Annotated in this window: 23 protein-coding genes; 2 read left to right on the top strand and 21 right to left on the bottom strand. The window is 72.3% G+C overall.

Annotated features, from left to right (window positions below; genetic code table 11):
- Nucleotides 1–243 precede the first annotated feature (243 nt).
- From MED15_RS14505 to pyrR, 14 genes are all read right to left on the bottom strand, one after another.
- Nucleotides 244–2,217 carry a primosomal protein N' gene (locus MED15_RS14505; RefSeq protein ID WP_112735909.1) on the bottom strand — a complete coding sequence of 658 codons (1,974 nt, stop codon included), beginning with the start codon at nucleotides 2,215–2,217 and terminating at the stop codon, nucleotides 244–246.
- A complete protein-coding gene (gene metK, locus MED15_RS14500; protein WP_091401916.1) occupies nucleotides 2,214–3,407 on the bottom strand; it encodes a methionine adenosyltransferase in 1,194 nt (397 codons plus the stop codon). The genes MED15_RS14505 and metK overlap by 4 nt, the downstream gene beginning before the upstream one ends.
- An 87-nt stretch (nucleotides 3,408–3,494) precedes the next feature.
- Nucleotides 3,495–4,703: a bifunctional phosphopantothenoylcysteine decarboxylase/phosphopantothenate--cysteine ligase CoaBC gene (gene coaBC / locus MED15_RS14495; RefSeq protein WP_112602176.1), complete on the bottom strand. Its 1,209-nt coding sequence runs from the start codon at nucleotides 4,701–4,703 to the stop codon at nucleotides 3,495–3,497.
- 14 nt (nucleotides 4,704–4,717) lie between these two features.
- Nucleotides 4,718–4,981, bottom strand: a complete 264-nt coding sequence (rpoZ, locus tag MED15_RS14490; RefSeq protein WP_030335666.1) for a DNA-directed RNA polymerase subunit omega — start codon at nucleotides 4,979–4,981, stop codon at nucleotides 4,718–4,720.
- A 64-nt stretch (nucleotides 4,982–5,045) separates the two neighbouring features.
- Nucleotides 5,046–5,579 (bottom strand): nucleoside/nucleotide kinase family protein, encoded by a 534-nt coding sequence (locus MED15_RS14485; RefSeq protein ID WP_112584586.1) that lies wholly within the window; start codon nucleotides 5,577–5,579, stop codon nucleotides 5,046–5,048.
- 25 nt (nucleotides 5,580–5,604) lie between these two features.
- Complete coding sequence (mihF, locus tag MED15_RS14480) at nucleotides 5,605–5,922, bottom strand: integration host factor, actinobacterial type (RefSeq protein WP_112584585.1); 318 nt, start codon at nucleotides 5,920–5,922, stop codon at nucleotides 5,605–5,607.
- Nucleotides 5,923–6,100: 178 nt separating this feature from the next.
- Nucleotides 6,101–6,937, bottom strand: a complete 837-nt coding sequence (gene pyrF / locus MED15_RS14475) for an orotidine-5'-phosphate decarboxylase (RefSeq protein WP_112584584.1) — start codon at nucleotides 6,935–6,937, stop codon at nucleotides 6,101–6,103.
- Between the two features lie 73 nt (nucleotides 6,938–7,010).
- The gene (locus tag MED15_RS14470) at nucleotides 7,011–8,285 is read right to left on the bottom strand and encodes an adenosylmethionine--8-amino-7-oxononanoate transaminase (protein WP_112602175.1); all 1,275 of its coding nucleotides are present in this window, start codon (nucleotides 8,283–8,285) and stop codon (nucleotides 7,011–7,013) included.
- 87 nt (nucleotides 8,286–8,372) lie between these two features.
- The gene (locus MED15_RS14465) at nucleotides 8,373–9,419 is read right to left on the bottom strand and encodes a quinone-dependent dihydroorotate dehydrogenase (RefSeq protein ID WP_112602174.1); all 1,047 of its coding nucleotides are present in this window, start codon (nucleotides 9,417–9,419) and stop codon (nucleotides 8,373–8,375) included.
- Nucleotides 9,416–12,763: a carbamoyl-phosphate synthase large subunit gene (gene carB, locus MED15_RS14460; protein WP_112584581.1), complete on the bottom strand. Its 3,348-nt coding sequence runs from the start codon at nucleotides 12,761–12,763 to the stop codon at nucleotides 9,416–9,418. The genes MED15_RS14465 and carB overlap by 4 nt, the downstream gene beginning before the upstream one ends.
- The gene (gene carA, locus MED15_RS14455; protein WP_112735907.1) at nucleotides 12,756–13,919 is read right to left on the bottom strand and encodes a glutamine-hydrolyzing carbamoyl-phosphate synthase small subunit; all 1,164 of its coding nucleotides are present in this window, start codon (nucleotides 13,917–13,919) and stop codon (nucleotides 12,756–12,758) included. Before carA ends, carB begins: the two co-directional genes overlap by 8 nt.
- Nucleotides 13,919–15,196 carry a dihydroorotase gene (locus MED15_RS14450; RefSeq protein WP_091401901.1) on the bottom strand — a complete coding sequence of 426 codons (1,278 nt, stop codon included), beginning with the start codon at nucleotides 15,194–15,196 and terminating at the stop codon, nucleotides 13,919–13,921. The genes carA and MED15_RS14450 overlap by 1 nt, the downstream gene beginning before the upstream one ends.
- Nucleotides 15,193–16,119, bottom strand: a complete 927-nt coding sequence (locus tag MED15_RS14445; RefSeq protein WP_091401900.1) for an aspartate carbamoyltransferase catalytic subunit — start codon at nucleotides 16,117–16,119, stop codon at nucleotides 15,193–15,195. The genes MED15_RS14450 and MED15_RS14445 overlap by 4 nt, the downstream gene beginning before the upstream one ends.
- On the bottom strand, nucleotides 16,116–16,700 hold the full coding sequence (pyrR, locus tag MED15_RS14440) for a bifunctional pyr operon transcriptional regulator/uracil phosphoribosyltransferase PyrR (protein ID WP_091401898.1): 585 nt from the start codon (nucleotides 16,698–16,700) through the stop codon (nucleotides 16,116–16,118). Before pyrR ends, MED15_RS14445 begins: the two co-directional genes overlap by 4 nt.
- Before the next feature lie 288 nt (nucleotides 16,701–16,988).
- Between pyrR and bldD the strand changes: the two genes are divergently transcribed.
- Complete coding sequence (gene bldD, locus MED15_RS14435; RefSeq protein ID WP_007458348.1) at nucleotides 16,989–17,477, top strand: transcriptional regulator BldD; 489 nt, start codon at nucleotides 16,989–16,991, stop codon at nucleotides 17,475–17,477.
- A 90-nt stretch (nucleotides 17,478–17,567) separates the two neighbouring features.
- On the opposite strand, the gene nusB is transcribed toward bldD, so the two are convergent.
- From nusB to MED15_RS14410, 5 genes are all read right to left on the bottom strand, one after another.
- The gene (gene nusB, locus MED15_RS14430; RefSeq protein ID WP_181518518.1) at nucleotides 17,568–17,978 is read right to left on the bottom strand and encodes a transcription antitermination factor NusB; all 411 of its coding nucleotides are present in this window, start codon (nucleotides 17,976–17,978) and stop codon (nucleotides 17,568–17,570) included.
- A gap of 23 nt (nucleotides 17,979–18,001) precedes the next feature.
- Nucleotides 18,002–18,559, bottom strand: a complete 558-nt coding sequence (gene efp, locus MED15_RS14425; RefSeq protein WP_007458344.1) for an elongation factor P — start codon at nucleotides 18,557–18,559, stop codon at nucleotides 18,002–18,004.
- A gap of 98 nt (nucleotides 18,560–18,657) precedes the next feature.
- Complete coding sequence (aroQ, locus tag MED15_RS14420) at nucleotides 18,658–19,083, bottom strand: type II 3-dehydroquinate dehydratase (RefSeq protein ID WP_091401894.1); 426 nt, start codon at nucleotides 19,081–19,083, stop codon at nucleotides 18,658–18,660.
- The gene (gene aroB / locus MED15_RS14415; protein WP_112584578.1) at nucleotides 19,080–20,159 is read right to left on the bottom strand and encodes a 3-dehydroquinate synthase; all 1,080 of its coding nucleotides are present in this window, start codon (nucleotides 20,157–20,159) and stop codon (nucleotides 19,080–19,082) included. The genes aroQ and aroB overlap by 4 nt, the downstream gene beginning before the upstream one ends.
- 10 nt (nucleotides 20,160–20,169) lie before the next feature.
- On the bottom strand, nucleotides 20,170–21,168 hold the full coding sequence (locus tag MED15_RS14410; RefSeq protein WP_112584577.1) for a helix-turn-helix transcriptional regulator: 999 nt from the start codon (nucleotides 21,166–21,168) through the stop codon (nucleotides 20,170–20,172).
- 79 nt (nucleotides 21,169–21,247) lie between these two features.
- Here MED15_RS14410 and MED15_RS14405 point away from each other — a divergent pair, with 79 nt between their 5' ends.
- Nucleotides 21,248–21,976 carry an alpha/beta fold hydrolase gene (locus tag MED15_RS14405; protein WP_112734199.1) on the top strand — a complete coding sequence of 243 codons (729 nt, stop codon included), beginning with the start codon at nucleotides 21,248–21,250 and terminating at the stop codon, nucleotides 21,974–21,976.
- 102 nt (nucleotides 21,977–22,078) lie between these two features.
- Here MED15_RS14405 and MED15_RS14400 read toward each other — a convergent pair whose 3' ends face one another.
- Together MED15_RS14400 and aroC are read right to left on the bottom strand one after the other, a co-directional pair.
- Nucleotides 22,079–22,582 (bottom strand): shikimate kinase, encoded by a 504-nt coding sequence (locus MED15_RS14400; protein WP_112584575.1) that lies wholly within the window; start codon nucleotides 22,580–22,582, stop codon nucleotides 22,079–22,081.
- Entirely contained in the window at nucleotides 22,582–23,760 is a 1,179-nt protein-coding gene (gene aroC, locus MED15_RS14395) for a chorismate synthase (protein ID WP_112584574.1), read from the bottom strand. Before aroC ends, MED15_RS14400 begins: the two co-directional genes overlap by 1 nt.
- Between the last annotated feature and the right edge of the window lie 14 nt (nucleotides 23,761–23,774).

Here is a 23,774-nt window from a genome sequence, read left to right as displayed (position 1 = left end):
CACCGGCTCATTGACATCATCGACCTCGCGCCCGACCGACGCGTTCCCGCCATCGTCCGTCGCGCCATCCCGCGACGGCCCCAGCTCGGCGCGGCTGACGCCCCCTCGCGACCTGGAGCCCGTCGTACGCCTTGGCATGACGGGCGATGCTACCACTCGGGCGCCACCACTTTGCCGGACGCGGTGTGCGAGAGCCCCCGGCAGCGGGCGAGGCCCGCGACCGTCGGCACCGGCCGAAACGCCTCAGAACAGGCTCAGCGGATCGACCTGGAGACGAACCGGATCGGCGGCCTTGCGAGCGGCCCGGACGCCGGCGGCCGAGTGCAACGCCTCGGCGAGCGCGGCGGCCCGGGCCCGGGGCACCCGGACCAACATCCGTTCCCGGCCCTCCTCGGCCGGCACCGGCCCGAGCACCTCGGCGTCGTCCGGCAGCCGGGCCGCGGCCAGCAGGTCCGCCACCGCCTCGGCCGCTCCTGTGACGCTCGCCATCCGCACGGCCGGCGGAAAGCCCAGCTCGCGGCGCTCGGCCAGCTCCCGACCGGCGAACCAGCCGGAGTCCCAGCGCAGCAGCGCCTGCACGGGGGCGAGCGCGCCGTCGGCGACCACCACCACCCGACCGGCCGGCGCCGGGCGGGCCAGCGCCGCCGCCGCCAGCCAGCGGCGCAGCGCCTCCTCGCCGGCGCGCAGGTCGGCCCGGGTCAGCAGGGCCCACGAGTCGAGCAGCAGCACCGCGCCGTAGCCGCCCTCGGCGACCGGCTCGGCGCCCGGGGTTGCCACCACCAGGGCCGCGCCGCCGGGCACGTCGGTCAGCACCTCCTCGCGCCCCGAGGTGCGCACCGGCACGTCGGGGAACGCCCGGCCCAGCTCCTCGGCGGTCCGCCGGGCGCCGGTCACCGCGGCCCGCAGCCGCCGCCCACCGCACTCCGGGCAGGCGTACGCGGCCGCCACCCGGGCGCACCACCGGCAGGCCGGGGTGCCGCCGGCCGAGGGCAGCGCGAGCGGGCCGGCACAGTGCGCGCAGCGCGCCGGGGTGCGGCACTCGGCGCAGGAGATCGACGGGAGGTAGCCGCGGCGGGGCACCTGCACCAGCACCGGCAGGTCCTGGCGGAGCGCGTCGCGGGCAGCCGTCCAGGCCAGGCTGGGCAGCCGGGCGGTGGCGGCCCCGGGGTCGCGGGCCAGTTGCGGGTCGTCCCCGGTCGGCGCGATGGCCGGGATCCGGGCCCGCACGGTGGCCCGGTCGGCGACCACCTCCGCGGCCCAGCCGGTCTCCACCAGCAGCTGCGCCTCGGCCGTCCGGGCGTATCCACCGACCAGCGCGCCGGCCTCGGCGAGGTGGGCGCGGGTGAGCAGCACGTCGCGGGCGTGCGGGTAGGGCGCCCGGGGCTCGGAGTGCAGGTCGTCACCGTCGTCCCAGACGGCGACGAGGCCGAGCCGGGCCACCGGGGCGAACATCGCCGCCCGGGTGCCGATCACCACCGGCACCTGGCCACGGCGAGCGGCGAGGAAGGCCCGGTACCGCCGGGCCGGGCCGAGCGCGGCGGAGAGGCTGACGTGCCGTCCCGGGCCGAGCACGCCGGTGAGCGCGGCGTCGAGACGGTCGAGGTCACGCGCGTCGGGCACCACCACCACCGCGCCGCGCCCACCGGCGACGGTGGCCGCCACCGCGTCGGCGTAACGGGCCGCCCAGTCCTCACCGGGCAACGCCGACCAGACCGCGTGGGGCGCCCGGCCGTCGGCGAGCGCCCGCAGCAGGGCCGGACCGCTCGGGTAGTCGCGCCACCCGCGCGGGTCGACCGCCTCGGTGGGGGCCGCCGGGGTGGGCTGCTCGTCGCAGGGCTCCTTCTCCACCCGGGCGTGCCGGGGTGGCACGGCGAGCCGGAGCACGTCGGCGAGGCTGCCCGCGTACCGGTCGGCGACCGCTCGGGCCAGCCGGGCGACCTCGGGGGCAAGCACCGGCTCCGGGGAGACCACCTTCTCCAGGTACGCGAGGCGGCCGGTGTGCCCGGAGTCGTCGGCGCGTGACAGCAACCACCCGTCGACGAGTTGCCCGGCGAAGCGCACCTTCACCCGGGTACCGGGCACCGCCACCTCGTCCAGCTCCGCCGGCACCAGGTAGTCGAACGGCCGGTCCAGGTGCGCCAGTCCCACATCCACGCAGACGCGCGCGACCGGCGACCCGTCCGCGGGTCGCCGGTCGCTGCGCTTGGTGGCGGTCAGGCTCCCGCGGCCGACTTGAGGTCGGCGGCCCGGTCGGTGCTCTCCCAGGTCAGGTCCGGCAGCTCCCGGCCGAAGTGGCCGTACGCGGCGGTCTGCTGGTAGATCGGGCGGAGCAGGTTGAGGTCCCGGATGATCGCGGCCGGACGCAGGTCGAACACCTCGGTGACGGCCTTCTCGATCGAGGAGACGGGCACGGTCTCGGTGCCGAACGTCTCGATGAACAGGCTCACCGGGTGCGCCTTGCCGATGGCGTAGGCGACCTGCGCCTCACACCGCTCGGCCAGACCGGCGGCGACCACGTTCTTGGCAACCCAGCGCATCGCGTACGCGGCCGAGCGGTCCACCTTGGACGGGTCCTTGCCGGAAAACGCGCCGCCACCGTGGCGGGCGTACCCGCCATAGGTGTCGACGATGATCTTGCGGCCGGTCAGCCCGGCGTCACCCATCGGGCCGCCGATCTCGAACCGGCCGGTCGGGTTGACCAGCAGCCGGTAACCGTCGGTGTCCAGGCCGAGGCTCTCCAGCTCCGGGGCGATCACGTGGTCGCGCACGTCCGGGGTGAGCAGCGAGTCCAGCGAGATGTCGGCGGCGTGCTGGCTGGACACGACAACGGTGTTCAGCCGGACCGGGCGCAGCCCCTCGTACTCGATGGTGACCTGGGTCTTGCCGTCCGGCCGCAGGTACGGGATCGTGCCGTCCTTGCGCACCGCCGAGAGGCGGCGGGCCAGCCGGTGCGCGAGCGCGATCGGCAGCGGCATCAGCTCGGGCGTCTCCGAGCAGGCGAAGCCGAACATCATGCCCTGGTCGCCCGCGCCCTGCGCGTCCAGCGCGCTCTCCGACGCCCCGGTGCGCAGCTCGAAGGCGTTGTCCACACCCTGCGCGATGTCCTCGGACTGCGCGCCGATGGAGACGCTGACCCCGCAGGAGGCGCCGTCGAAGCCCTTCTTCGACGAGTCGTAGCCGATGTCGAGGATGGTCCGGCGGACGATCGTCGGGATGTCGGCGTACGCCTTGGTGGTCACCTCACCGGCGATGTGCACCTGACCGGTGGTGATCATGGTCTCCACGGCCACGCGGCTGTGGGGATCCTCGGTCAGCAGCGCGTCGAGGATGCCATCGCTGATCTGGTCAGCGATCTTGTCCGGGTGGCCTTCCGTGACCGATTCGGACGTGAAGAGACGGCGTGTCACGGCACTCCTAAGCGTGTGAGGTCGTTCCGCGGCAGTCTAATCACCACTGCGGCCGGTGTCGGGATCGGTCGAGCCCTGTTCCACCCGTCAGGAGCGGCCGGACAGCCGCGCCACGACGAGATCCCAGACGGCGTCGGCCACCGCTTCCTTGGCCTGCTCGGGCAGCCGGCTGACCGAACCGTCCGCGCCGATGACCGTCACCGTGTTGGTGTCGGCGCCGAAGACCAGGTCCGGACCGACCTCGTTGACCACGATCAGGTCGGCCCGCTTCCGGGCGAGTTTCGCCCGGCCGTTGGCCTCGGCATCGCCGGTCTCGGCGGCGAACACCACCAGCACCTGCCCCGGTCGTTTGCGCTGGCCGAGCTCCGCCGCGATGTCCGGGTTCGTGACGAGCTCGATGGTGGGCGCGACACCGTCGTCCGACTTCTTGATTTTGCCAGTCGCGTACGTCGCGGGCCGGAAATCGGCCGGAGCCGCCGCCATCACCACCGCGTCGGCGTCGACGGCGGCCTTGACGGTCGCCTCCCGCAACTCGGCGGTGGTGCCCACCCGGATCAGGTCGACCCCGGCCGGGTCGGCGAGGCCGACGTTGGCCGAGATCACTGTGACGCGGGCACCCCGGGCGACCGCCGCGCGGGCGAACGCGTAGCCCTGCTTGCCCGACGAGCGGTTGCCCAGGAAACGCACCGGGTCGAGGGGCTCGCGGGTGCCACCGGCGGTGACGACCACCCGGCGACCGGCCAGGTCGGCGGGGGCGGAGTCGCCGCGGGCCAGGAGCCGTCCGGCGACGGCGAAGATCTCCGCCGGGTCGGGCAGCCGACCCTTGCCGGTGTCGGCGCCGGTGAGCCGGCCGACGGCGGGCTCGATGACCCGGACCCCCCGGGAGCGCAACGTCGCCACGTTGGCAACGGTGGCGGGGTGCTCCCACATCTCGGTGTGCATGGCCGGGGCCAGCAGGACCGGGCAGCGGGCGGTCAGCAGGGTGTTGGTCAGCAGGTCGTCGGCGAGGCCGTGGGCGGCCTTGGCGAGCAGGTCGGTGGTGGTCGGCGCGACCACCACCAGGTCGGCCTGCTTACCGAGCCGGACGTGCGGCACCTCGTGGACGTCGGTCCAGACGTCGTCGGCGACCGGTTGACCGGAGAGCGCGGCCCAGGTCGGCGCTCCAACGAAGCGGAGCGCCGACGCGGTTGGCACGACCCGAACCCGGTGACCGGATTCGGTGAAGAGTCGCAGCAGCTCGCACGCCTTGTAGGCGGCGATGCCGCCACCGACCCCGAGGACGATCGAGGCGGACATCGGCCAGCGGGGGCTTACGGCTGGTCGGTCGGCTCGGCGGTGAGCAGGCCCGAGTTGATCTCGCGCATGGCGATGGAGAGGGGCTTCTCCTGCGGGGTGGTCTCGACGAGCGGGCCGACGTACTCCAGCAGACCCTCACCGAGCTGGCTGTAGTAGGCGTTGACCTGGCGCGCGCGCTTGGCGGCGAAGATGACCAGCGCGTACTTCGACGTCGTCTTCTCGAGGAGCTCGTCGATCGGCGGGTTGGTGATGCCTTCGGGGTTGGCGATGGATCCCACGAATTAACCTCTGCGTCTTTCGAGCCGCGCGGACGCGGTGCTGAGTCTCAACGGCGGCCGACCGTCAGCCACGCACGCGCGACCAGGCCGGATCCGGATAAGAAGAACCGAGTAAGCCTACCAGCTCCTCGACCACCCGTTCGGTGTGGTCGTGGGTCAGCGCGTGCTCGACGGTGGCGGCCACCGTGGCGTCGGGCGCGTACCCGGGTGGGCTCAGCAACACCAGCCGGGCATCGGGCAGTCGCGCCCGGATCAGTGGGACGCCGCGCAGGTCGAGCGGGAGCAGCACCGGCTGCCCGGCGTCGAGCCGGGCGCGCAGCGGGGGGTACGGGGTGCCCCGGCGGTGCGAACCGATCCGGGACCACTCCAGCAGCTCGCCGTCGACGATCCGTCGATCGAACTCGGCGGGGGCGAGGAAGACGCGGTCCACCCCGTCGATCTCCGACTCCCGGCGCGGCCTGGTGGTTGCCGCGACCGGGATCCACACGGACGGAGAACGCGCCCGGACGAGCTCGACGACACTCTCCCTGCCGGAACCCGAAGGTCCAGCCAGGACAGTGAGCCGAGCCGCCGGGCGCGCCTCGTCATCCGTGCTCACTGCTTGTTTCTACACGCTGCCAGGTTCAGTTGGCGGCGAACTCTCCAAGCAGTGCCTTGCGCTGCTGCTCGCCGAGGCCACGCAGGCGACGGCTGTCGGCGATCTTGAGCTTCTCCATGATCTGGGTAGCCCGGATCTTGCCGATGCCCGGCATGGCCTGCAGGACGGCCGACACCTTGAGCTTGCCAACGACGTCGTCGTTCTCGGCCCGCTCGAGGACGGCACCGAGGGTGGTCTTGCCCTGCTTGAGCTGCTCCTTCAGCTGAGCACGGGCCTTGCGGATCTCCGCGGCCTTCTCGAGCGCGGCAGCGCGTTGTTCGGGGGTCAGTGACGGGAGCGGCACCAGTTCTCCTCAGGTCCCTATCGCGGCGGGCGGGGCGCACCGCCGCATCTGTGAAACGTGGTGTCGCTGTGAACCAAGGGGTCCATGGTTCCCAGCGCGGGGAAAACTAGCGGCCAACGGAGCTTTCGGCAACGTGGGGGCCGCATGATCACCGTAGAGTGACCGACCCGTCAGTCAGTCACCGGGCAGGCAGGACGGCCCGACAGTCGACCAACACGCGGTCCGCGGCGGCCCGCAGCGCGGCCACATCGGGGCCTGCCGAGAGCACTTCCCGGGAGTACGACGGAAGCACCGAGGCGAGGCTCGAACCGAAGACGGTACGCAGATCGGCCGCGCCGGCACCCTGCGCGCCGAGCCCCGGAGCGAGCAGTGGGCCGCCCACACCGGAGAGGTCGTGACCGGTGTCACCGATGGTCGCGCCGACCACCAGACCGAAGCTCCCGAGCGGGGACGCACCCATGTTGAGCTGGGAAATCTCGTCGATCACGGTTTGCGCCACGGTGCGGCCGTCGGCCGTGACGGCCCGCTGCACGGCCGCGCCCTCGGGGTTGGAGGTGAGGGCCAGCACGAACACCCCGCCGCCGTGCTCGGCGGCCAGCTCGAACATCGGCGCCAGCGATCCGACCCCGAGGTAGGGGCTCGCGGTGACCGCGTCGACATACACGGGGCTGGATGGATCAAGGTACGCGGCGGCGTACGCGCTCACCGTCGAGCCGATGTCGCCGCGCTTGACGTCAAGCAGAACGAGCGAGCCGGCATCTCGTAACTGTCGGATAGTTGACTCAAGAATCGCCACACCTCGGGACCCGAACCGCTCGAAAAAGGCCGACTGAGGCTTGACTACCGCAACCCGGTCACCGAGCGCTTCCACCACGGTCCGGCTGAAGCGTTCGAGCCCCTGAACGTCGTCCGGGAGGCCCCACTGAGCCAGCAGACCGGGATGCGGGTCGATGCCCACACAGAGCGGGCCGCGCTCGGTGATCGCCCGGTGCAGCCGGGTACCGAAGCTCTCCATCGGAGTGTTCTCCTCTTCTCGTCCGGGCGGCCGACCCGCCCGGGTAACCCGTCGACCCGGTGACCGGGCCGACTCAGCCAGCCGCCACCGCCGCCGCCACCCCGGTCGCGATCCGGGCCAGGTCGGCGTCGTCGGTGACGTACGGCGGCATCGTGTAGATCAGGTCGCGGAACGGACGCAGCCACACCCCCTGGGCGACAGCGGCCGCGGTCGCCGCGCCGAGGTCGACCTCGTGATCGAGCTGGACCACGCCGATCGCGCCGAGGACCCGTACGTCGGCCACGCCCGGCGTGCCGCGCAGGGGCTCCAGACCGGCGCGCAGGCCGGCGCCGACCCTGGCGACCTGGCCGGCCCAGTCTCCGGCCCGCAGCAGCCCGATGGAGGCGTTCGCCACCGCGCAGGCCAGCGGGTTGCCCATGAACGTGGGCCCGTGCGCCAGCACGCCGGTCGCCGAGATGCCCCGGGCGACCTCCGCGGTGCACACTGTCGCCGCGAGGGTCAGGTACCCGCCGGTCAGCGCCTTGCCCACACAGAGCACGTCCGGCGTCACCCCGGCGTGCTCGGCGGCGAACATCTCGCCGGTACGGCCGAACCCGGTGGCGATCTCGTCGAAGATCAGCAGAATCCCGTGCGCACGGGTCACCTCGCGCAGCACCCGCAGGTAGCCCGGGTGGTGGAAGCGCATCCCGCCGGCGCCCTGGACGACGGGCTCGACGATCACGGCGGCCAACTCGTCGGCGTGCCGCTCGACCGTCTCCACCAGCGCCGCCACGTACGCGTCGTCGGGCGGATCGGTGAAGCCGCCCGGCGGCACCGGGGCGAACACCTGCCGGGGCAGCACGTCGCCCCACAGGTGGTGCATCCCGCCCTCCGGGTCGCAGACGCTCATCGGGTGGAACGTGTCGCCGTGGTAGCCACCCCGCCAGGTCGCCAGCCGGCGCCGCTGCGGCCGCCCGACGGCCCGCTGGTACTGCAGGCACATCTTCACCGCCACCTCGACGCTGACCGAGCCGGAATCGGCCAGGAACACGTGCTCCAGGCCGTCCGGGGTCAGCTCGACCAGGGTCCGGGCCAGCCGCACCGCCGGCTCGTGGGTGAGCCCGCCGAACATCACGTGGCTCATCCGGCCGAGCTGGTCGGTCACCGCCGCGTCCAGCACCGGGTGCCGGTACCCGTGGATCGCCGCCCACCAGGACGACATCCCGTCCACCAGCTCCCGCCCGTCGGCCAGGGTGAGCCGTACCCCCTCGGCGCCGCGCACCACGTACGGCGGGTTGGCCGGCGGCAGCGCGGCGTACGGGTGCCAGACGTGCGCCCGGTCAGCGGCCAGGATCTCCTCGGGTGTCACGCGTACTCCTCTGCGCCTCAAGCGGTCCGGACGGCGGACGTCCTGCGGCCGGATCGAACCTCCGGGCCAGCACCGGACCGGGAGCGGTCACCGGCCGGCGACCGCGTCCGGTGCCGCCGTTGCGGCCGCCGCGCGGGCGGCGGCGCGGACCAGGGCCGGTCCTCGGTAGATGAAGCCGGTGTAGAGCTGCACCAGGGCGGCGCCGGCGTCGAACATCCGCGCCGCGTCGTCCGGGTCCAGCACCCCGCCGACGCCGATGATCGGCAGCCGGCCGCCGGTCTCGGAGTGGACGAAGGCGACCACGTCGCGGGCCCGCCCGGTGAGCGGCCGACCGGACAGACCACCGGCCTGCGCGCCACGCTCGACGTCGACGCCGGCGAGGCCGTCCCGCGAGAGCGTGGTGTTGGTGGCGATCACCCCGGCGGCACCCCGGGCCAGGCAGACCTCCAGCAGCTCGGCGATCGCCGCCTCGGTCAGGTCTGGTGCGATCTTGACCAGCACCGGCTTCTCCCCCACCAACGCGCCGAGCAGAGCGTCCAGGTGGCCACGGTCCTGCAACGACCGCAGACCCGGGGTGTTCGGTGAGGACACGTTCACCGCGAAGTAGTCGCCGTGCCCGCGCAGCGCCCGGTACGAGGCGAGGTAGTCCTCGACCGCCTCGTCGAGCGGCGTCACCTTGGACTTGCCCAGCGAGATGCCCAGCGGCACCCCGAGCGGGCGCGGCAGCGCCGCCAGCCGGGCGGCCAGCGCGGCGGCCCCGGCATTGTTGAAGCCCATCCGGTTGACCACCGCCTCGCTGGCCGGCAGCCGGAACAGCCGCGGCCGGGGGTTGCCCGGCTGGGCGTGCGCGGTGACAGTGCCGACCTCCACGAAACCGAAGCCGAGCGCCGGCCAGGCCGGCAGCGCCGCGCCGTCCTTGTCCATGCCGGCGGCCAACCCGACCGGGTTGGGGAACCGCACCCCGAACACCGTGCGCGGCGCGTCGACCGCATAGCGGGCCCGCAGTGCGGCGAGCGCGGCCGGCCGCCGCGACAGGGCCGCCAACCGCCGCAGCGTCCATTCGTGCGCCGCCTCGGCGTCCCCGCCCCCCAGCCGGAACAACCACGGCCGTACCGCCTGCTCGAACACTGTCACTGGGCCGCCCGCAGGATGGCGTGCAGGTCCTGCAGGGGGCGGACCTGCATGTCGCCGCGGATCCGCGCCTCGATGCCCATCACCGCCGCGGCTGCGCCGGGGACCGTGGTGATGCAGGGGATGTCAGCGGTGACGGCCGCGCTGCGGATCTCGTAGCCGTCGGAGCGGGCGCTGGCACCCGAGCCCTGCGGCGTGTTGATCACCAACGCCACGTGGCCGCCGCCGATCAGCGACACCGCGTCGTCGCCCGCACCGGCCTGGTAGTGCTTACGGATCTGCTCACAGGCGATGCCGTGCCGGCGCAGCACCTCGGCCGTGCCGGCGGTGGCGACGATCTCGAAGCCCAGATCGGCCAGCCGCTTGATCGGGAAGATCATGCCGCGCTTGTCCCGGTTGGCCACCGAGACGAAGATCTTCCCGGCGGTCGGCAGCGACCCGTACGCGGCCGACTGGCTCTTGGCGAAGGCATGCCCGAAGTTGGTGTCGATGCCCATCACCTCGCCGGTCGACTTCATCTCCGGCCCGAGCAGCGAGTCGATCCCCTTGCCCGCGCGGGTCCGGAAACGCTTGAACGGCAGCACCGCCTCCTTGACCGCGACCGGCGCGTCGGCAGGCATCGTGCCCCCGTCCCCCGTCGCCGGCAGCAGGCCCTCGGCCCGCAGCTCGGCGATGCTCGCGCCGAGCGCGATCCGGGCCGCCGCCTTGGCCAACGGCACCGCCGTGGCCTTGGAGACGAACGGGACGGTCCGCGACGCACGCGGGTTGGCCTCCAGCACGTAGAGCACGTCGTCCTTGAGGGCGTACTGCACGTTGAGCAGACCACGGACCCCGACGCCACGCGCGATGGCCTCGGTGTAGCGGCGGACCTCGACCAGGTGCGAGCCCGCGAGAGTGATCGGCGGGAGCGCGCAGGACGAGTCGCCGGAGTGGATGCCCGCCTCCTCGATGTGCTCCATCACGCCGCCGATGTAGACCTCGCCGTCGGCGTCGCACAGCGCGTCCACATCGATCTCGATGGCGTCGTCGAGGAACCGGTCCACCAGCACCGGGTGGTCCGGGGAGATGTCGGTGGCCCGGCCGATGTAGTCGCGCAGCGTCGGGTCGTCGTAGACGATCTCCATGCCCCGACCGCCCAGCACGTACGACGGCCTAACCAGCACCGGGTAGCCGATCTCGTCGGCGATCGTCTTGGCCTCGTCGTACGAGGTGGCCATGCCGTGCGCCGGCGCGCGCAGTCCGGCGCGGGCCAGCACCGCGCCGAACGCGCCGCGCTCCTCGGCCAGGTGGATCGACTCCGGTGAGGTGCCGACGATCGGCACACCGGCGTTCTTGAGCCGCTGCGCCAGCCCCAGCGGGGTCTGCCCGCCGAGCTGGACAACCACCCCGACCACACCCGGCCCGCCGGCCGCGCGACCGGACGAGTCCTCGGCGTGCCAGACCTCCAGGACGTCCTCGAAGGTCAACGGCTCGAAGTAGAGCCGGTCGGCGGTGTCGTAGTCGGTGGAGACCGTCTCCGGGTTGCAGTTGACCATGACGGTCTCGTAACCGGCCGACCGCAACGCCTGGACGGCGTGCACGCATGAGTAGTCGAACTCGATGCCCTGCCCGATCCGGTTCGGGCCGGAGCCCAGAATCAGCACCTTTGGCCGGTCCGACGGCACGACCTCGGTCTCCAGGTCGTACGTGGAGTAGTGGTACGGCGTGGTCGCCTCGAACTCGGCCGCGCAGGTGTCCACTGTCTTGTAGACCGGGCGCACGTCCAGGCGGTGGCGCAGGGTCCGTACGCCGTCCTCGGCGGCCAGCTCCGGGCGCAGCGCGGCGAGCTGCCGGTCGGACAGACCGGCCCGCTTGGCGCGGCGCAGCAGGTCGGCGTCGAGCACCGGCGCGTCGACGATCTCGGTGCGCAGCTCGATCAGCGCGGCGATCTGGTCCAGGAACCACGGGTCGATCCCGCCGGACGCCTCGGCGACCTCGGCGATCGACGCGCCGAGGCGCAGCGCCCGCTCCACCGTGTACAACCGGCCGTCGTGCGGGATCCGCAGCGCGGCGAGGGTGTCCGAGCGGGTGGCGCCCTCCGGGTCCGGAGTGGTCCAGAAACCAGATGATCGGGTCTCCATCGAGCGCATCGCCTTGTTCAGCGCCTCGGTGAAGTTGCGCCCCAGGCTCATGGCCTCGCCCACCGACTTCATCGTGGTGGTCAGCTCCGGGTCCGCGCCGGGGAACTTCTCGAACGCGAACCGGGGAATCTTCACCACCACGTAGTCCAGGGTCGGCTCGAACGCCGCCGGGGTCTTCAGGGTGATGTCGTTGGGGATCTCGTCGAGGGTGTAGCCGATGGCCAGCTTCGCGGCGATCTTCGCGATCGGGAAGCCGGTCGCCTTGGAGGCCAGCGCCGAGGACCGCGACACCCGGGGGTTCATCTCGATCACGACGATCCGGCCGTCGACCGGGTTGACCGCGAACTGGATGTTGCAGCCGCCGGTGTCCACCCCGACCTCGCGCAGCACGGCGATGCCCAGGTCACGCAGGCGCTGGTACTCCCGGTCGGTGAGCGTCATGGCCGGGGCCACTGTGACGCTGTCGCCGGTGTGCACACCCATCGGGTCGATGTTCTCGATCGAGCAGACCACCACCACGTTGTCGTGCCGGTCGCGCATCAGCTCGAGCTCGTACTCCTTCCAGCCGAGCACGCTCTCCTCGATGAGCACCTCGTGCACCGGGCTGGCGGACAGGCCGTCGCCGGCGATACGGGCCAGGTCCTCCGGGTTGTGCGCCATGCCGGAGCCCAGGCCACCCATTGTGAACGACGGCCGGATCACCACCGGCAGGCCCAGCTCGGCGACTGTCGCCTCGACCTCGTCCATCGAGTGGCAGACCCGCGAGCGGGGCACCAGCCCGGTCGGGTCGTCGACACCCAGCCGTACGCCGGCCTTCGCCACGATCTCCTTGAACAGCTGCCGGTCCTCGCCCCGGTTGATGGCGTCGATGTTCGCGCCGATCAGCTCGACGCCGTACTTCTCCAGGACGCCGGCCTCGTGCAGGGCGACGGCCGTGTTCAGCGCGGTCTGCCCGCCGAGGGTCGCGAGGATCGCGTCCGGGCGCTCCTTGGCGATGACCAGCTCCACGAACTCCGGGGTGATCGGCTCGACGTAGGTCGCGTCGGCGAACTCCGGATCCGTCATGATCGTCGCCGGGTTGGAGTTGACCAGGCTGACCCGGATCCCCTCGCTGCGCAGCACCCGGCACGCCTGGGTGCCGGAGTAGTCGAACTCGCAGGCCTGCCCGATGACGATCGGCCCGGAGCCGATCACGAGGATGTGCTTGAGATCGGTCCGCTTAGGCATTGCTGCGCCCCTTGCTGTGGGTCCGGCCCTCGATGAGATCGGCGAATCGGTCGAAGAGGTAGTCCGCGTCGTGCGGGCCGGCCGCCGCCTCCGGGTGGTACTGAACAGTGAACGCGGGCAGGTCCACGGCCCGCAGCCCCTCGACCACGTTGTCATTGAGGCAGACGTGCGACACCCGTACGCCACCGAAGTCGGTGTCGATCACCTGGTCGGGGACGACCGCGCCGGCGCCCACACCGGGCGCCTCGACGGCGAAGCCGTGGTTGTGGCTGGTCACCTCGACCTTGCCGGTGACCCGGTCGAGCACCGGCTGGTTGATCCCCCGGTGGCCGTAGCCCAGCTTGTAGGTGCCGAAGCCGAGCGCCCGACCGAGGATCTGGCTGCCGAAGCAGATGCCGAACAGCGGCACCTCCCGCCGCAGCGCCTCCCGGGCCAGCGCCACCGGGGCGTCGGCGGTGGCCGGGTCGCCCGGGCCGGGCGACAGGAAGATCGCGTCGGCGCCGGTGGCGAGCATCTGGTCGATGCTCGACGACGCCGGCAGCACGTGGGTGGTCACCCCACGGGTGGCCAGCCGACGCGGCACGTTGCGCTTGATGCCCAGGTCCAGCGCGGCCACTGTGAACCGGTGCTCGCCCAGGGCCTCGACGACGTACGGCTCGGCGGTGCTCACCTCCGCGGACAGGTCCGCGCCGGCCATCTGCGGCGCCTGGCGCACGCGGGCCAGCAGGCTCTGCGGGTCGTTGTCGATGCTGGAGATGCCCACCCGCATGGCGCCCCGCTCGCGCAGGTGCCGGGTCAGCGCCCGGGTGTCCACCCCGCTGATGCCCACCACGCCCTCGGTGGCGAGGCGGTCCTCGAGACCACCGGTGGCCCGCCAGTTCGAGCCGATCCGGGCCGGGTCGCGCACCACGTAGCCGGCCACCCAGATCCGACCGGACTCGTCGTCCTCGCCGTTGACGCCGGTGTTGCCGATGTGCGGCGCGGTCTGCACCACCACCTGACGGTGGTAGGACGGGTCGGTCAGGGTCTCCTGGTAACCGGTCATGCCGGTGTTGAAGACCGCCTCGCCGAAGGTCTCTCCGACGCTGCCGTACGCCTCGCCGGGGAACGTGCGCCCATCTTCCAGCACCAGGATTGCGGGTCTGCGCTTGACCATTACTTGACAGCCTTTCCGTCCAGGACCGTCGGCTCGCCACGCAGGAAGGTCGCCACGATGCGACCTGGCAGCGTCATGCGGGCGTACGGAGTGTTGCGACTGCGACTGGCCAGCTCCGCCGGCTCGATGGTGCGGTGGGCGGCCGGGTCGATCAGGGTCAGGTTGGCCGGCACACCCGGCGCGGGGTCGACGCCGTGCCCGGTGAGGCCGGCGATCCGTGCGGGGGTGCGCGACATCCGCTCGGCGATCAGGTCCCACTCGGGGCCGAGCACGTCCAGCGCGATGGAGAGGGCCGTCTCCAGACCGAGCATCCCCGGTCGGGCGTACGCCCACTCGCACTCCTTGTCCTCCACCGCGTGCGGGGCGTGGTCGGTGGCGATCACGTCGATCACCCCGTCGGCGAGGGCGGCACGCAGCGCGGCGATGTCCGCGGCGGTGCGCAGCGGCGGGTTCACCTTGTAGACCGGGTCGTAGGTTTCCGCCCGTTCGTCGGTGAGCAGCAGGTGGTGCGGGGTCACCTCGGCGGTCACGCGTACACCGCGGGCCTTTGCCTGGCGCAGCACCTCGACGCTGCCGGCGGTGGAGACGTGGCAGACGTGCAGTCGGCTGCCCACGTGCTCGGCGAGCAGCACGTCCCGGGCGATGATCGCCTCCTCGGCGACCGCCGGCCAGCCGATCAGGCCGAGCCGGGTGGAGACCTCACCCTCGTGCATCTGGGCGCCCTCGGTGAGCCGGGGCTCCTCGGCGTGCTGGGCGATGATCCCGTCGAACGCCTTGACGTACTCCAGGGCTCGGCGCATCAACTTCGGGTCGGCGACGCAGTGCCCGTCGTCGGAGAAGATCCGCACCCGGGCCGCCGAGTCGGCCATCGCGCCCAGCTCGGCCAGCCGCTCGCCGGCCAGCCCGACGGTGACCGCGCCGATCGGCTGCACGTCGACCAGGGCTGCCTCGCGGCCGAGCCGCCAGACCTGCTCGACCACACCGGCGGTGTCCGCCACCGGGGAGGTGTTGGCCATCGCGCAGACCGCCGTGTAGCCGCCCAGCGCCGCCGCCCGGGAACCGGACTCGACGGTCTCGGCGTCCTCCCGACCGGGCTCACGCAGGTGGGTGTGCAGATCGACGAGGCCGGGCAGGGCGACCAGGCCGGTGCCGTCGACGACTGTGGCGTCCGGCGCGGTCAGGCCGGGACCGACCTCGGCGATCACGCCGTCGCGGATCAGCAGGTCGGTCGGCGCGGCGCCGACGACACTCACGCTGGTGATCAGGTACGCGGTCACCGGTTGTTCCCTCCGAGCAGCAGGTAAAGGACAGCCATCCGCACGGAGACCCCGTTGGTGACCTGTTCGACGATGGTGGAGCGGGGTGAGTCGGCGACCTCGGGGGTGATCTCCATCCCCCGGTTCATCGGGCCGGGGTGCATGACGATCGCGTGCTCGGGCAGCCGGCGCATCCGCGGCCCGTCCAGCCCGTAGCGGCGGGCGTACTCGCGCGCGGAGGGGAAGTAGGAGTCGTTCATCCGCTCCCGCTGCACGCGCAGCATCATCACCACGTCCACGTTCGGCAGGACGGAGTCGAGGTCGTAGGAGACGTCGGTGCCGGGCGCGAGGGCGCCCGCGATGTCGACCGGGATGAGGGTCGGCGGGCCGACCAGGGTGACCTTGGCGCCGAGGGTGGAGAGCAGCAGCACGTTGGAGCGGGCCACCCGGGAGTGCAGCACGTCCCCGACCACCGCTACCGACAGGCCGGCGAGCCGGCCCAGCCGGGCCCGCATGGTGTACGCGTCCAGCAGCGCCTGGGTGGGGTGCTCGTGGGTGCCGTCGCCGGCGTTGACCACCGACCCGTCCACCCAGTTGGCCAGGCGGTGCGGCGCGCCGGAGGCGGGGTGTCGGATGACCACGGCGTCCGCGCCCATGGCCTGCAGGGTCAACGCGGTGTCCTTCAGGCTCTCACCCTTGGTGACGCTGGACCCCTTCGCGGAAAAGTTGATCACGTCGGCGCTGAGCCGCTTCGCCGCCGCCTCGAAGGAGATCCGGGTACGCGTGGAGTCCTCGTAGAAGAGGTTCACCACGGTCCGTCCGCGCAGCGCGGGAAGCTTCTTGATCTCCCGGCCGGCGACGGTGGCCATCTCGGCGGCGGTGTCCAGGATCTCGGTGGCGGTGTCGGCGTCCAGGTCCCCGCCGGAGAGCAGATGCTTGATCATGAGGCAGGTCCCCCGTAGAGCTTGACCTCGTCCGTCCCGTCGATCTCGGCGAGCGTCACCTTGACGCTCTCGGCGAGCGAGGTCGGGATGTTCTTGCCGACGTAGTCGGCGCGGATCGGCAACTCCCGGTGGCCCCGGTCGACCAGGACGGCGAGCTGCACCGAGGCCGGGCGGCCCACGTCGTTGAGCGCGTCGAGCGCGGCCCGGACGGTGCGGCCGGAGAAGAGCACGTCGTCGACCAGGATGACCCGTTTGCCGTCGATCCCGCCGGGGGGCAGCTCGGTCGGACCCACCGCGCGGGTGGCGTGCCGACGGAGGTCGTCGCGGTACAGGGTGATGTCGAGCACACCGACCGGAACGGCTACGTCCTCGAAGGTGCTGATCCGGTCGGCGAGCCGCCGGGCGAGGGGGGTGCCCCGGGTGGGAATCCCCAGCAGCACCGTGTTGGCGGCGCCCTGGGTCTTCTCCAGGATCTGGTGGGCGATGCGGTCGACCACGCGCTGCACGTCGGCGCTGGCGAGGATCACCTTCACCGAGGGTTGTTGCGGTGGCGACGAGCGGGCAGCCGGTGGGTATGCCACGGCGGACCTCCTTCCCCGCCTCACGGGACGGGTCGTTAAAGGATGTCGGGCACCTCCGGCCGGACCGCTCAGCGGACCTGGGCCGGGGCTTCCGCCACGTTACCAGTGGTCACCGGGGTGATGGACGGCGGCCGCTGACCACCGGGTCAGGGACCGGAAAAGGAGAAAACTCCCCGGACGCTCCGCAACGGTAGGGGCACGACCACTTGACCACGTGTCGCATTCCCCGTACCGTCACGCTCCGTAGCGATCGACGGGAGAACCCCGAGCAGCACTGGGAGTGTCCGAATGCCCTCTGAATACGCCAAGTCTCTGGGCGCCCGCCTGCGCTCCATCCGCCAGCAGCAGGGTCTGTCCCTGCAGGGTGTGGAGGAGAAGTCGAACGGGCGGTGGAAGGCCGTGGTGGTCGGCTCGTACGAGCGTGGCGACCGGGCCGTGACGGTGTCCCGTCTGGCCGAGTTGGCCGAGTTCTACCGCGTACCCGTCTCGGAGCTGCTGCCTGACGGCAGTGGCGTCCGTCACGAGCCCACCAGCAAGATTGTCCTGGACCTGGAGCGGCTCTACGACGAGGCCTCCGAGGACCTGGCCTACGTCGCCCGCTACGCCCGCGCCATCCAGCAGCAGCGCGGCGACTACAACGGCCGGGTGCTCTCCATCCGCGCCGACGACCTGCGGGCGCTCGCGATCGTCTACGACGCCTCACCGTCGGGCCTGATCGAGCGGCTCACCGAGCACGGCGTGCTGGTGGCCGACCCCCGGGCGTTCTTCGCCTCCTGATCTGCCGCTTCACCTGATCTGCCGCTTCACCGAAAGGGCCCGTGCCAGTCGGCACGGGCCCTTTCGGATCTGCGGTGTTGGTGCGGACGCTCAGCGGGTGGCGTACTCGGCGATCCGGCCGAGCACCCCGTTGAGGAAGCGCGGCGAATCGTCGGTGGACATCTGCCGAGCCAGCTCCACGGCCTCGCTGATCGCCACCGCGTCGTCGATCTCGTCGACGTAGAGCAACTCGTAGACGGCGATCCGGGCCAGGTTACGGTCGACGACCGGCATCCGCTCCAGCGTCCAACCCTCGGCGTAGCTGGCGATCAGCTCGTCGATCCGGTCGAGGTACTCGGCAACCCCCTCGACCAGGCCCACCGCGTAGCCGAGATGCTCCGGTCGGGGCTGCTCGATCCGCTGCACGTAGCCGGCGAGTACCTCCACCGGAGGCTTGTCCCGCAGGTCGGCCTCGTAAAGGACATCCAGCGCCCGCTTGCGCGCCTTGCGGCGCGCCGGCATCTGCTGCTTGGAACCCTCAGCCATCAGGCGCGGCCGAGGTAACGGCCGTCGCGGGTGTCGACCTTGATCTTCTCGCCGGTGGTGATGAACAGCGGAACCGGCACGGTGGCGCCGGTCTCCACGGTCGCCGGCTTGGTGCCGCCGGTCGAACGATCGCCCTGCAGGCCCGGCTCGGTGTAGGTGACCTCCAGCACGACGCTGGTGGGCAGCTCGATGTAGAGCGGCACACCCTCGTGCTGGGCGACGGTCGCCTCCGCCTCGGGCAGCAGGTAGTTGGCTGCCTCACCGACGGTGCCACCGGGCACGGTGATCTGGTCGAAGGTCTCCAGATCCATGAAGACGAAGTCCTCACCGTCGGCGTACAGGTACTGCATCGTGCGCTTGTCAACGGTCGCGGTTTCGACCTTGGTGCCCGCGTTGAAGGTCTTGTCGACCACCTTCCCGGACAGCACGTTCTTCAGCGTGGTGCGCACGAAGGCACCACCCTTACCGGGCTTGACGTGCTGGAACTCGACGACGGCCCAGAGCTCGCCGTCCAGGTTGAGTACCAGGCCGTTTTTGAGGTCGTTGGTGGAGGCCATTTCCTGCCTTGATCATCAATTGGCGGACAGACCTGGCAAGTCTACAAGCTGCGTCGAATCGGACGGCCCCCCGTTCGGAGCGCCCAGTCGGTGGGCCGTCAGCGGGTGGCCAGATGGTGCAGGGCGAGACGATAGCCGTCGATGCCAAGACCGCAGATCACCCCGGTCGCCACCGCCGAGACCACCGAGTGGTGCCGGAACTCCTCGCGGGTGTGGATGTTGGAGATGTGCACCTCCACCAAGGGCCCCCGCAGCATGGCGCAGGCGTCCCGCACCGCGTACGAGTAGTGCGACCAGGCGGCGGGGTTGAGCACGACCGCGGCGCCCTCGTCGGCCGCCGTGTGCAGCCAGCCGAGCAGCTCGTGCTCCGCGTCGGTCTGCCGGACCGTCACCGCCAGCCCCAGCTCCCGACCGGTGCTCTCGCAGAGCGCCACCAGGTCCGCGTAGCTGGTCGCGCCGTACACGTCGGGCTCGCGGGTGCCCAGCCGGCCCAGGTTCGGCCCGTTCAGGACGTAGACCTTCACGGGGTTGCCACCTCCCGGTAGGCGGCCTCCAGCAACGCGTCGTCGGGGCCCTCCAACATCGCCGGGTGGGCCAGCCCGTCAAGCACCACGAAGCGCAGCAGACTGCCCCGGGTCTTCTTGTCCACCCGCATCGCGGCCAACAGCTGCGGCCAGGCGTCGGCCGGGTAGCTCACCGGCAGACCCAGCGCGCTCAGCGTGACCCGGTGTCGGTCGGCGGTCGGCGCGTCCAGCCGCCCGGCGAGCCGGGCCAGCGTGGCCGCGTACACCAGACCGACGGCGACGGCGTGGCCGTGCCGCCAGCGGTAGCCCTCGTTCTGCTCGATGGCGTGGGCCAGGGTGTGACCGTAGTTGAGCACCTCCCGCAGGCCCGACTCGCGCAGGTCGCCGGCGACCACGTCGGCCTTGACCCGGATGGCCCGCTCGATCAGCTCCCGGCTCACCTGCCCACGGGGGTCGGTGGCGGCCTCCGGGTCGTTCTCGATGAGATCCAGGATCGTCGGGTCGGCGATGAACCCGCACTTGACGACCTCGGCCAACCCGGCCGCCAGGTCGACCGGGGGCAGGCTGTCCAGAGTGGCCAGGTCGGCCAACACCCCGACCGGCGGGTGGAACGCGCCCACCAGGTTCTTGCCGGCGGCCGTGTTGATGCCCGTCTTGCCGCCCACCGCGGCATCCACCATGCCCAGCAGCGAGGTCGCCACCGGCACCCAGCGCACCCCCCGCAACCAGCAGGCCGCGACGAAGCCGGCCAGGTCGGTCACCGCGCCGCCGCCCACCCCGACCACCGCGTCGGTACGGGTGAAGCCGGCCGCTCCGAGCCGGTCCCAGCAGGAGGCGGCCACCTCGATGTGCTTGCCCGACTCGGCGTCGGGCACCTCGATCGGCAGTGGCTCGATGCCGGCCGCGCGCAGGCGTTCGCCGAGCGCGTCCGCGAGGGCCTTGAGCGGAGGCGCGTGCAGCACCGCCACCCGGGTCGCGCCGGGCAGCAGGCCAGGCAGCGCACCCAGCAGGTCGCGTCCCACCAAGACGTCGTACGGCCGCTCGCCGCCGACCGGAATTCGGGTCACCTCGTCCATCGCCGGCAGCCTAGTCCAGCGGGCGGCGCGGGGAGGGCGGCTGTCCACCTGCTGGCCGAGCGGCCCAGTCCGCCAACCGGCGGGCGTGCTCGGCCACCGCGGCGCGCAGCGCGTCCGGATGCCGCACTGTGAACGGGCAGCCCAGCCCGGCGAGCAGCGCCGCCATCCCGGGCAAACTCTCCGCTCGGGCCCGCAGCAGCACCCCGTCGGTGGTGGCGGTCAACTCGGCCACGCTGGGCGGGATGCGGCGGCGGGCGGCGACCAGATCGGTCTCCAGCACCACCTCCACCTCGTGCGTATACGGCACGCCGGCCAGCGACCGGGTCACCCAGGCCACCGCCTCGAAGCCGTCCGGCACTGTGAACGTCGCCGCGCCGGGCGTCACCGCACCGATCCGGTCCAGTCGGAAGGTGCGGATCTCCCCGCGTCGGTGGTCGTGGCCGGTGACATACCAACGGCCGGCGTGGAAGACCAGCCCGTACGGGTCGAGCTCGCGGTGCGACTGCTCGCCCCGCCAGGAGCGGTAGTCCAGCGCCACCCGCTGCCGGTGCCGGGTGGCCGAGGCCAGCGCGAGCAGGGTGCCGGACGCCGGTCCGCGCTCCAGCTCCGGACGACGCAGTGTGAAGCCCAGGTGCTCCTGGACGGCGGCGAGCCGGTCGGCGAGCGCCGCCGGCAGCACCCGGCGGATCTTCGCCAGCGCGGTGGCGGTGGCGGGCTGCTCGGTGGCGAGCCCGACCCGTTCGGCGACGACGAGGCCGAGCAGCACGGCCACCGCCTCGTCGTCGGTGAGCATCAGCGGCGGCAGCTTGTAACCGGAGTGCAGCCGGTAGCCGCCGTAGCGGCCCCGGTCGGCGGTGACGGGAATGCCCAGCTCGACAAGCGTCGTCGCGTACCGGCGCACGGTCCGCTCGTCCACACCGAGGTGACCGGCGAGGTCGGCGGCCGTCGACCGGTGCCGGGTCTGCAGCAGTTCGAGCAGGGCCAGCACGCGCCCGGCGGGATGTGACACGGGCCACTCCTTCAATCCGGGCGGATCCTGCCCGGTTTAGATCGTACGGTCTGTCGGTAACCGAGAGAAGGAGCCACAGATGGCGACATTCGTGCTGGTGCCGGGATTCTGGTTGGGTGCCTGGGCATGGCGGGACGTGACAGTCGCGCTGCGGTCGCAGGGGCACGAGGTCTATCCGATGACGCTGACCGGGGTGGCCGAACGCGACCACCTCGCCGGACCGGAGGTCAGCCTGGACACACACACCACCGACATCGTCCGACTGATCGAGGTCGAGGACCTGCGCGACGTACTGCTGGTCGGGCACTCCGGCGGGGGGATGCCGGCCGCCCAGGCGGTGGACCGCATCCCGGACCGGATCGCCCGGATCGTCTACGTGGAGAGTGGGCCGTTGCCGGACGGCACGGCGCAGTTCGACACGCTGCCGCCGGAGGAGCAGCAGCGACTGCGGGCCGCGATCGGCGCCGGGCACCTGCTGCCGCCGCCGGCCTGGGATCCGGCCGCCGACCCGACCAACCTGGCCGGCCTGGACGAGCCGACGCTCGCGCTGCTGCGTACCCGGGCCACCCCGCAGCCGCTGCGGGCCGCCACCGACCCGGTCCGACGCACTGGCGGACGCCCGGTCCCGACCGCGCTGGTCGCCAGCACGTTCCCGCTCAGCGTCGTGCAGCAGATGATCCAACAGGAGCATCCGTTCTTCACCGGCCTGGCCGACGGCCAGCTGCACGAGTTGCCCACCGGGCACTGGCCGATGCTCAGCGAGCCGAAGGCTCTGGCCGACGTCCTCGACCTGATCGCCCGCAGCTGAGAACCAGCCCACTGCGCCGATCTTGCAGTTCCGGTTGCCCAGATGCGGGGAATGTCCCCTACGTCGGGGCAGCTACTGCAAGATCGGCGAGGCAGGGCGACGTCAGCGGGGCAACAGGGCGGCGACCTCGGCGACGACCTCCGCCGGGGCCCGGCCGTCGGTCACCACCGTCTCGGTGGCGACCTCCGCGTAGAGCGGCCGGCGCTGGTCCAGCAGGTGCTTGAGGGTGGCCCGTGGGTTGATCGCCAGCAGCGGCCGGCCGGCGCCGAGCCCGACCCGCCGCACCGCGTCGGGCAGCTCGACCGAGAGGTGCACCACCCGGTGCCCGATCAGGGCCGCTCGGGTCTCCTCGGCCAGCACCGCGCCGCCGCCGAGGGCGAGCACGCCCGTGCCGCCGGCCAGCGCCGCGGCCACGGCGGCCCGTTCCAGGGTACGGAAGTGCGCCTCACCCTCGTCGATGAAGATCTCCGGGATCGGCTTGCCGGCCATCTGCTCGATGTCGGTGTCGGTGTCGCGGAACTCCACGCCGAGGGTGGCGGCGAGCGCCCGCCCTACGGTGGTCTTGCCGCAGCCGGGCGCGCCGACCAGCACGACGACCGGTGCCATCAGCGGATGACCAGCGCGTCGAGGTACCCGGCCAGGTTGCGGCGGATCTCGGCGATCGAGTCTCCGCCGAACTTCTCGGTGGCCGCCTCGGCCAGCACCAGCGCCACCATCGCCTCGGCGACCACCGCCGCGGCGGGCACCGCGCAGACGTCAGAGCGCTGGTTGATCGCGGTGGCCGGCTCGCCGGTGGTGACGTCCACCGTGGACAGGGCCCGGTTCAGCGAGGAGATCGGCTTCATCGCGGCGCGGACCCGCAGCGGCTCACCGGTGGTGATGCCACCCTCCAGCCCGCCGGCCCGGTCGGTGACCCGGCGGACGCCGGTGGCCGACGGGATGATCTCGTCGTGCGCCTCCGAGCCGCGGGACCGGGCCTGCTGCCAGCCGTCGCCGATCTCCACGCCCTTGATCGCCTGGATGGACATCAGCGCGGTGGCCAGCCGGGCGTCGAGCTTGCGGTCCCACTGCACGTGGCTGCCCAGCCCCGGTGGCACCCCGTACGCCAGCACCTCGACCACGCCGCCGAGGGTGTCTGCGGCCTTCTTCGCGGCATCGACCTCGGCGACCATCAGGGCGCTGGCCTCCGGGTCGAGGCAGCGCAACGGGTCGGCGTCGATCCGGGCCGTGTCGGACGGCGTGGGACGCAGCCCGGGCTTCGCGGCCACCGGGCCCAGCTCGACGACGTGCGAGACGATCTCGATGCCGAGCGCCTGACGGATCAACGCCTTGGCGACAGTGCCGACGGCCACCCGGGCGGCGGTCTCCCGTGCGCTGGCGCGCTCCAGGATCGGCCGGGCGTCGGTGTGGCCGTACTTCTGCATGCCGGCCAGGTCGGCGTGGCCCGGCCGGGGGCGGGTCAGCGGGGCATTGCGGGCCTGCCGGGCGAGCTCGTCGGGGTCGACCGGGTCGGCGGCCATCACGGTCTGCCACTTCGGCCACTCGGAGTTGCCGACCCGGATCGCCACCGGGCTGCCCAGGGTCACGCCGTGCCGCAGGCCGCCGAGCAGCTCGACCTCGTCCCGCTCGAACGACATCCGGGCACCCCGCCCGTAGCCCAGCCGTCGACGGGCCAGCTCGTCGGCGATCTCGGTGGTGGTCACCTCAATGCCGGCCGGCACCCCCTCCAACATCGCGACGAGGGCGGGACCGTGCGATTCACCTGCAGTCAACCAGCGCAACACAGCGGTCAGTCTGT

The sequence above is a fragment of the Micromonospora noduli genome (genome assembly GCF_003264475.1).
GTDB lineage: Bacteria > Actinomycetota > Actinomycetes > Mycobacteriales > Micromonosporaceae > Micromonospora > Micromonospora noduli.
This window is presented reverse-complemented; position numbering and strand designations above follow the sequence as displayed.

What these genes read in the sequence shown, in the direction of transcription:
- bldD (WP_007458348.1), top strand. Translation starts at nt 16,989, where the DNA reads ATGCCCTCTGAATACGCCAAGTCTCTGGGCGCCCGCCTGCGCTCCATC.
- MED15_RS14405 (WP_112734199.1), top strand. Translation starts at nt 21,248, where the DNA reads ATGGCGACATTCGTGCTGGTGCCGGGATTCTGGTTGGGTGCCTGGGCA.
- pyrF (WP_112584584.1), bottom strand. Translation starts at nt 6,937, where the DNA reads ATGGAGAGCTTCGGTACCCGGCTGCACCGGGCGATCACCGAGCGCGGC.
- MED15_RS14445 (WP_091401900.1), bottom strand. Translation starts at nt 16,119, where the DNA reads ATGATCAAGCATCTGCTCTCCGGCGGGGACCTGGACGCCGACACCGCC.
- MED15_RS14400 (WP_112584575.1), bottom strand. Translation starts at nt 22,582, where the DNA reads ATGGCACCGGTCGTCGTGCTGGTCGGCGCGCCCGGCTGCGGCAAGACC.
- aroB (WP_112584578.1), bottom strand. Translation starts at nt 20,159, where the DNA reads ATGGACGAGGTGACCCGAATTCCGGTCGGCGGCGAGCGGCCGTACGAC.
- carA (WP_112735907.1), bottom strand. Translation starts at nt 13,919, where the DNA reads ATGGTCAAGCGCAGACCCGCAATCCTGGTGCTGGAAGATGGGCGCACG.
- nusB (WP_181518518.1), bottom strand. Translation starts at nt 17,978, where the DNA reads ATGCCGGCGCGCCGCAAGGCGCGCAAGCGGGCGCTGGATGTCCTTTAC.
- coaBC (WP_112602176.1), bottom strand. Translation starts at nt 4,703, where the DNA reads ATGTCCGCCTCGATCGTCCTCGGGGTCGGTGGCGGCATCGCCGCCTAC.
- efp (WP_007458344.1), bottom strand. Translation starts at nt 18,559, where the DNA reads ATGGCCTCCACCAACGACCTCAAAAACGGCCTGGTACTCAACCTGGAC.
- carB (WP_112584581.1), bottom strand. Translation starts at nt 12,763, where the DNA reads ATGCCTAAGCGGACCGATCTCAAGCACATCCTCGTGATCGGCTCCGGG.